Annotated in this window: 4 protein-coding genes and 2 pseudogenes; 2 read left to right on the top strand and 4 right to left on the bottom strand. The window is 61.1% G+C overall.

Going from position 1 to position 7,694, the window contains the following annotated elements:
• Positions 1 to 223: 223 nt before the first annotated feature.
• Positions 224 to 493 (top strand): BrnT family toxin, encoded by a 270-nt coding sequence (locus tag ACSHZY_RS18545; protein WP_435171674.1) that lies wholly within the window; start codon positions 224 to 226, stop codon positions 491 to 493.
• Positions 486 to 725: a BrnA antitoxin family protein gene (locus ACSHZY_RS18540; protein ID WP_435171672.1), complete on the top strand. Its 240-nt coding sequence runs from the start codon at positions 486 to 488 to the stop codon at positions 723 to 725. The genes ACSHZY_RS18545 and ACSHZY_RS18540 overlap by 8 nt, the downstream gene beginning before the upstream one ends.
• Positions 726 to 836: 111 nt before the next feature.
• Here the strand turns inward: ACSHZY_RS18540 and ACSHZY_RS18535 are convergent.
• The 4 genes and pseudogenes from ACSHZY_RS18535 to ACSHZY_RS18520 all read right to left on the bottom strand — a co-directional run bounded on the left by ACSHZY_RS18535 (position 837) and on the right by ACSHZY_RS18520 (position 7,483).
• Positions 837 to 1,981, bottom strand: a pseudogene (locus tag ACSHZY_RS18535) (IS3 family transposase).
• Between the two features lie 82 nt (positions 1,982 to 2,063).
• Positions 2,064 to 2,471: pseudogene (locus ACSHZY_RS18530) on the bottom strand (integrase core domain-containing protein); the annotation flags it as partial.
• Between the two features lie 171 nt (positions 2,472 to 2,642).
• The gene (locus tag ACSHZY_RS18525) at positions 2,643 to 5,378 is read right to left on the bottom strand and encodes a sensor domain-containing protein (protein WP_435171670.1); all 2,736 of its coding nucleotides are present in this window, start codon (positions 5,376 to 5,378) and stop codon (positions 2,643 to 2,645) included.
• 341 nt (positions 5,379 to 5,719) lie between these two features.
• Entirely contained in the window at positions 5,720 to 7,483 is a 1,764-nt protein-coding gene (locus tag ACSHZY_RS18520; RefSeq protein ID WP_435171668.1) for a PAS domain S-box protein, read from the bottom strand.
• Positions 7,484 to 7,694: the final 211 nt, after the last annotated feature.

Here is a 7,694-nt window from a genome sequence, read left to right as displayed (position 1 = left end):
AAACGGTTTTGAGCAGAAATAAGCTTAATATCATAATTTTATCTGCATGTTAGCATATTGTTAAGTTCTGGCGCCTCGTGGATCTGCGCCCCTCATTCGACAGGTCGCGGCGAAGAGGAGAAGCCAATGCCAGCTATTTCAGCACTTGTGGTAATTAGCGGCGTCTGACGGACCAGTCATACAACTCAGTTGAATTCCAGACTTCCTGATTGTATATACAGTTATGAAGATCGAGTTCGACCCCGAGAAGGACGGTATCAATCTTGCCAAGCATGGCGTCTCTTTGGCTCGTGCGGCCGACCTCGAAATCCTCGCCTTCATCGAGGATGACCGAAACGACTACGGCGAAGTGCGGTATCGCGCCTGGGGCCTGATCGACGGAAGGGCACACTGCCTTGCCTTCACGGACAGGAACGGCACCCTGCGGGCCATCAGCCTTCGCCGCGCCCATAAGAGGGAGATGGATCGTCATGCCCCGCCCGACAGTGACTGACAGCGACAATCCGGAATGGACGACCGACGACTTCGCAAAGGCGAAGCCTGCAAGTGAGTTGCCGGCTCATATCCGCGCGGCGTTTCCCAGAACTCGCGGGCCGCAGAAGGCGCCGCCCAAGGTGCCCGTGTCCATCCGTCTCAGCGCGGACGTGGTTGAACATTTCAAGGCTGGCGGTCCTGGCTGGCAGAGCCGGATCGATGAAGCCTTGCGGAAAGTGGTTGGCGTCTGAGCCTTTGCAAGGCAACCAGCGATAGCGTTATGAACCGCGCCGGGTTTTCTGGAGGCTGATTTTGGTTAGTTATGAGCTACTCCCCGATCCTTGGACAGCTTTCCGGCTGATTTAAGCTACTGCCTGTGCCTGCTGATCGGTTTCGATGCTGTTGAAGTAGACCACGGCGGGCGGTTGCCCGCCATGGGCAGTGTGTGGTCGCCGATGATTGTAGAAGGTAATCCAGTGGTTGATTGCGGCCTTGGCCTGCGATCCTGTTTCCCAGGCGTGCAGGTAGACGCATTCATACTTCAGCGATCTCCACAGACGCTCGATAAAGACGTTATCGATGCAGCGGCCTTTGCCATCCATCGAGATCCGGGTGCCAACGCGCTTCAGTCGGTCGATCCAGGCGAAGGATGTGAACTGGCTGCCCTGATCGGTGTTCATGATCCCGGGCGCGCCAAAGCGGTGGATGGCCTCGTTCAGCGCCTCGACGCAGAAGTCAGCCTCCAACGTGTTCGAGATGCGCCAGGCCAGGACCTTGCGTGTGAACCAGTCCATGATGGCAACCAGATACAAAAAGCCGCGCCGCATCGGCAGGTAGGTGATATCGGCGCACCAGACCTGGCTTGGGCGATGGACCCGCAGTCCGCCCAGCAAATAGGGATAGGTCTTGTGCCCTTTTCTCGGCTTGCTGGTGTTGGGCTTCTGGTAGATCGGCATCAAGCGCATGAGCCGCATCAGCCGCCGGATGCGCTTCTGGTTCACACCGTGGCCCTCATTCTGCAGATGCCAAGTCATCTGCCGGACGCCGTAGAAGGGAGTGTCCAGGAACTGCCGATCAATGAGCTGCATCAGCCCGAAGTTCTGTTCCGTCTCACCGGCTGGTTCATGATAGAACGACGAGCGCGAGATCGACAGCAGGCGGCACTGCGCCCCGATCGACAGTGCAGGGTGGTCCCGTTCGATCATCCCACGCCTCACCTGCCGGTCCACGGCTTGAGCTTTCGTGACAAAAAATCGTTGGCGACGGCCAGCTCTCCGATCTTGGCATGCAATGACCGGACCGTTTCCTCGTCCACCTCCGCGGGCTTTCGGTTGCCTCGCTCGAAGATATCCGCAGCGCCGTCCAGCAGCGATTTTTTCCATTGGTGGATCATCGTCGGATGCACGCCGTATTCGGCCGCCAATTCCGACACCGTGCGCTCGCCCTTCAGCGCTTCCAGCGCCACGCGGGCCTTGAAGCCCGCGTCATGGTTCCTGCGCTTCTTCATGTTCTGATCTCCTCGTCCTTGGAGACCAGCAAACGTCAGATCGTAGCTTCCGTCACTGTCCGTTTTCCGGGGAGTAGTTCAGTTACGCGGCCATGGGTTCATTTTCCAGAGCGGCGTAGAAGTTGGCCTCTGCTTCGGCTGGCGGGATGTTCCCGATTGGCTCGAGCAGGCGACGGTTGTTGAACCAGTCGACCCATTCCAGCGTGGCGTATTCGACGGCTTCGAAGTTCCGCCATGGCCCGCGCCTGTGAATGACCTCTGCCTTGAACAGACCGTTGATCGTCTCGGCCAGGGCGTTGTCGTAGCTGTCACCGACGCTGCCCACCGAGGGTTCGATCCCGGCTTCTGCCAGCCGTTCACTGTAGCGAATGGACAGATATTGCGATCCCCTGTCGCTGTGGTGGACCAGCCCCATACCTTTTGCCGGACGCCTGTCGTGGACCGCTTGCTCCAAGGCATCGAGAACGAACCCGGCATGGGCCGTGGTGCTGATCGACATCACCGCCTGCCAGCGTGAGCCGTGCTGGCCCTTGTTGTCGAGAACCATCCGAACCGCACGCGCGCGAACTTCAGGGGAAAATTTGTTCGTTGTCTTGCTCATGATGCTCCACCTTACTCAGGAGTTGGAGCCTCCGGCAAACCCGGCGCGGTTCAGTGCGGTTCACCGAAGGAGGTCAGAGGGTTCACGCTTGGCAGGGTCGGTCGGGGCTGTATCGGCAGCTGACGCGCCGCAGGCAGTTCCGCCGAATTGCGACATGATCCTTGCCACGTCGCCTGCGGCGACCGGTTGGCTGATAAGGTATCCCTGCGCCTCGTCGCAGCCCAGTTCCTGCAGGATCGTTGCCTGTGCTTTAGTCTCCAGCCCTTCCGCCGTTACTGCAAGGCCAAGGTTGTGGGCAAGGTCAATGATTGCCCGAACTATGGTGGTACGCTCTGCCCCGCTCTTTCCCTTCGCGACAAGGTCGCCTACGAAGCTCCGGTCGATCTTGACCTTGTCAAAGGCGAACTTGCGTAGATAGCCGAGGGAGGAGTAGCCGGTGCCGAAGTCGTCCATGGAGATGGATGCACCCAGACGACGAAGCGCCGCCAAAATCTCGATATTGCTTTCGGTGTTCGCCAGTAGAACAGACTCGGTGATCTCAAGCTGAAGGCGGCCCGGGGGCAACCCGCTCTCTGACAGGCAGCGGGACACTGTCTCAGGCAACCTGCCGTCTTGAAACTGGATGGGCGAAAGGTTCACCGCGACGGAAACGTCGGAAGGCCAGGACGCAGCCTCGCGGCACGCCGTTGCCAGCACCCATTCCCCGATCTCGACAATCGCGCCCGACGCTTCCGCCAGCGGGATGAATGACAACGGGCTCACGACCCCCTTTTCTGGATGCTCCCAGCGAAGCAGCGCCTCAAAGCCTTTGATGCGACAGGTCCCTAGGTCGATAAGCGGCTGATAGACAAGATGGAACTCCTCTCGCGCCACGGCACCCCTGAGATCCCGCTTCAGTTCTTCTCGCTGGTGAAAGTCCTTGCCCATCGTCTGATCAAAGACGCGAAACATGCCGCCCCCTTCAGCTTTGGCTTGGTAGAGCGCGATGTCCGCGTCACGTTTCACATCCGCCACTGCCGCACCCGGCTTCGGCGCGATGGCGATGCCAATGCTGACGCCGGTGGTCATGGTGCGCCCTTCAACCTTGTAAGGTTCACTCAGGGTGCCGATGATCCGCTTGGCCAGTCGGGAAGCCTCATCGGTCCCACTGACCTGCGCCACGACAACGAATTCGTCCCCTCCGAACCGGCAGACCAAGTCGGAACTGTGGACGGCGGTCTTCAGTCGCTCTGCCGCGGCGACCAGAACCATGTCCCCGGCTTGGTGTCCCAAGCTGTCGTTCACCGCCTTGAAATCGTCCAGGTCCAGGAACAGCACTGCGGTTTGCTGATCCGGAGCGGAGGCTGGAAGCATCTGCTCAAGACAGGCCCGCAGAATGGTGCGGTTCGCCAATCCGGTGAGGGAGTCGTGATGCGCTAGGTACCGAAGCTCCTCCCGGGCGCGATGGCGCTCCGTCACATCCTTGAAGAACACATTCACTCCATCCGCGGACGGATAGACGTGGAACTCCATCCACATGTTCCGCAGCGGAATGTATCTTTCAAAATGTGCCGCTTCCTGCTGCCTAAAGGCGTTCCTATATTGCTCCCTCAGCTCGTCGAAGGTCTGACCCGGAAAGACTTCCCGGTGGAGCCTGCCCCGGAGGTCGACTTCGTCGGCGAAGAGATCCTGAGCTCGACGGTTGACGTATGTAAAGCGCAGGTCGTGGTCAAGCGTCACAACCCCGTCGGTTGTGCTTTCAAGAACATTCTCGAGCTGCTGGGCTGTAGCTTCGGCTGCGGCCCAAGCGTGCTCCAGTTGTTCACTGGCATGTTTGGCGTCGGACATGTCGCGCGCGATTGCAAGCAGCCCATCGGGCTTGCCTTCCGGACCCAAAAAAGGAGAGACCCTGACATCCCACCACCTCGGTGCGCCCTTCGCCGTCGGACCAAAGGCGACGAAACGGGCGGCACCGCCTGCGCGAGCCGCGGCAAGTGCTCGGGTCACCTCCTCCGTCACGTCCGCCGGCCAGAACGAGCTCCAGCTTTTGCCTTGCCGTGCCTCGAAGTCCTCAATCTCCATCGCCTCCAGCCCCGGCCCATTGATGAACTGAACGCTCCCCGTAAGATCGAGGACAATCACACAGTCTATCGTGCTCTCGAGGATGCTGCGCGCAAAGGCTTCGCTGTAACGCAAAGCGGCTTCAGCCAGCTTACGATCATGGATGTCGTGAGCGGTGCCATACCAGCGGATGATCTCGCCCAGTTCATTGCGGCGCGCCGCCGCCCGCACACGGAACCAGCGATACCCGCCGTTAACAAGGCGCAGCCGATATTCCAGATCCAACGGTGCGCCGGTCGCCAGCACCTGCGTCCAAAGGCGCGCCGTTTGCTCGACGTCCTCAGGATGAAGCGCAGCCATCCACCCCGAGCCGAGCGCCTCTTCGCGACCCATTCCGATGAGTTCGAGCCAAACTGGTCCCACCTCCAGGATGCTTCCATCGGGATCGGCCGTCCACGGGATCTGCGCGGTCAGTTCAACGGCATGCAGGTAATGATCCTCGCTTTCGCGCAAGGCCGCCTCGGTTGCCGAACAATCTGTGATGTCCTGGCAGGCACCGTAGGCTCCAAGCAGCTTTCCGCGGCTGTCGAACAGACCTTGCCCTTCGATCTCGATGAGGCGCTCGATGCCATTCACACCCGTCACCCGGCACTGAAGCTGCTCGCCGGAGCCGCCTCGTATGATCCGCTCGAAGAAGTTCTGTATCCCCGCGCGGTCTTCGGGATGAGCCAACTTTGAAAATTGGGCGAGATCCATCTCGAGCCTTTTCCCGCAGCTTCCCAGAAGTTCAAGAACACTACCCGACAAGACGAAGCAGCCAGCTTCGACCTCATATCTCCAGTACCCCAAATTGCTGTCCCTTAAGGCGTCTCTTTATCCTTTCGACGTAACCTGCCGATGGCTCGCATCAAGTGGAGCCTACATGACGCTTCCATTGCTTCACCAAAGCGGGAGTGAAGGCCATTCATCCGCCATTCCCGTCGCGAACCGCGTGGTCGTGCGCGCCCGGCAGCGGCCTCCCGATCCTCATTGTCGCTGATCGTTCGATGGTTGCTGCAACCTGCCGGTGTGCAAGACTCGTCGTGATGCGCGGTCCTTTAACCCGGGACGCGGCTTCGCAAAAGCGAACGGAGCACAGCCCCCAGATCATCGCGGGAGAAGGGCTTGGCCAGCACGGGAGTGGCTTCGAAGCCGACGGGCAGAGCCTCACGGCCATAGCCGGTGGCGAAGGCGAAGGGAATTCCACGCCTTGTGAGGATCTGCGCCAGATCGTCGGTCCGCAGCCCGTTCAGGTTTGCGTCGACCAGCGCCGCATCGAAGGTGGCCTGTTCCGCGAGGTGCAGGGCCTGTTCCAGCGTCGCCGCAGGCCCGATGACGCCGGCCTCCAGGCCGCGCACCTGGTCCGCCACGTCCATGGCGACGATGGGCTCATCCTCGATGATCAGGATGCGCGCTCCCGCAAGGGTAGAGGTGGCGGCGTCCCCCGGCTGTTCCGGTTTTCCCGGTTTTACGGTGTCCGTCGGTGCCGGACTGATCCCGTCGCTTGCGGGCAAATCGATGCGGCAGGTGATGCCGTCCGGCCGATAGTCCGTCTCGACCGTGCCGCCTTCGCCGTCCAGCGCGCTTGAGATGAGCTGCGTGCCAAACCCCGGAGCGGAAGCCGTCCCGAGTCCCGGCACCCCGGATTCCCTCCATTCCAGATGGAGGCGACGTTCCGCTCCCTCTGTCAGGGACCATTCGATCCGAAGACGGGCCTCGGGACGCGACAGGGCTCCGTACTTGCGGGCGTTGGTGGCCAGTTCATGAAGCACCAGCGCCAGCGGCACGATGATGTTCGATGCGATAAAGACGGAAGGCCCAGAAAGATTGACACGCTGATCCTCGGCATTGCCAAGAAGCACCTGTTCACGCAGGAGCGAGAACAGGTCCGCCCCCTTCATCTCGCCCCGCACGACCACGTCATGGGCCCGTGCGAGCGCCTGAAGGCGACCCCGAAACGCCCGCACGAAGGTGTCTGGGTCCGGGGCCCGGCGAAGCGACTGGGTGGCAATCGCCTGAATGACGGCCAGCATGTTCTTGACGCGGTGGTTCAGCTCATGGATCAGGAGCTGCTGCATGTCCTCCGCCTTCTTGCGGCCGGACACGTCCCGAGCCACCTTCGACGCTCCGGCGATGCGGCCGTCCCTGTCACGCAGCGGCGAGACGGTCAATGACAGGTGGATCCGGGTGCCATCCTTCCGGAGGCGCTCCGTGTCGAAGTGATCGACGCGCTCCCCGCTCCGGATCATCCGGATGATCTTCTCCTCCTCGTGAAGAAGCTCCGGCGGAATGATCTTCGTGATCGACTGGCCGATCATCTCCTCGGCCTCGTACCCGAGAAGGCGCGTCGCCGCCGCGTTCCATGAGGTGATGTGGCCGCCGAGGGTCTTGCTGATGATGATGTCGTCCGAAGAGGAGACGATTGCGGCCAGTCTCTCGTTCCGCAGATCTGCGCCATCGGTCTGGGAGGCGTCCATCAGCAGGTTTATTCCGCCGACAACCTGACCCGCCTCGTCCCGCAGAAGGTTGGGGAACGCCACGAACGGGCGCCGGGCGCCGTCCGGTCCTTCGGAGATCATCTCCATGCCTTGAACCGGCCGCCCCTCGCGCAGTGTCGCGGCCAGGGCCGACATCTCACGGGACAGCGGCTTTCCCTCGGTCGAAAGCAGGGTCCAGGAGCCGCACCAGTGGCGGCTTTCCGGTGTCGGACGATAGCCCCAGAAGCGGGCGGCCGCCTCGTTGTAGAAGGTGATGTTGCCTGCCGTGTCGGTCGTGTAGACCGGCACCGGAAGCTGGGCAAGAAGACCTGTATCGCCGGTCATGGTTACAGGTCACTCCATCCTGTGCAAGATCCGGCTTTGATAGATCAGGGGGACCGGGAAGGGAATGGTTGCTCGGGTGCCCGCGCGGCCACGTCCGAGGTTCCAACGGTGTCGTCAGAAGGGACCGAGTGGCACCTGCATGATCGCGTCGAGACGTTGTCATCCCAAAGGGATCGAAAGGGCGGGCTTTAGCCCCTGTTCAGAACCGAAC

Origin of the sequence: Falsirhodobacter sp. 1013 (genome assembly GCF_051195255.1) — a bacterium.
GTDB lineage: Bacteria > Pseudomonadota > Alphaproteobacteria > Rhodobacterales > Rhodobacteraceae > Falsirhodobacter.
Note: the sequence above shows the minus strand (reverse complement) of the source record. Positions and strands in the feature narration are given on the sequence as shown.

Bases quoted from the DNA above. Each gene is read 5' to 3' on its own strand.
- ACSHZY_RS18545 (WP_435171674.1), top strand. From the start codon at position 224: ATGAAGATCGAGTTCGACCCCGAGAAGGACGGTATCAATCTTGCCAAG.
- ACSHZY_RS18525 (WP_435171670.1), bottom strand. From the start codon at position 5,378: ATGGATCTCGCCCAATTTTCAAAGTTGGCTCATCCCGAAGACCGCGCG.
- ACSHZY_RS18520 (WP_435171668.1), bottom strand. From the start codon at position 7,483: ATGACCGGCGATACAGGTCTTCTTGCCCAGCTTCCGGTGCCGGTCTAC.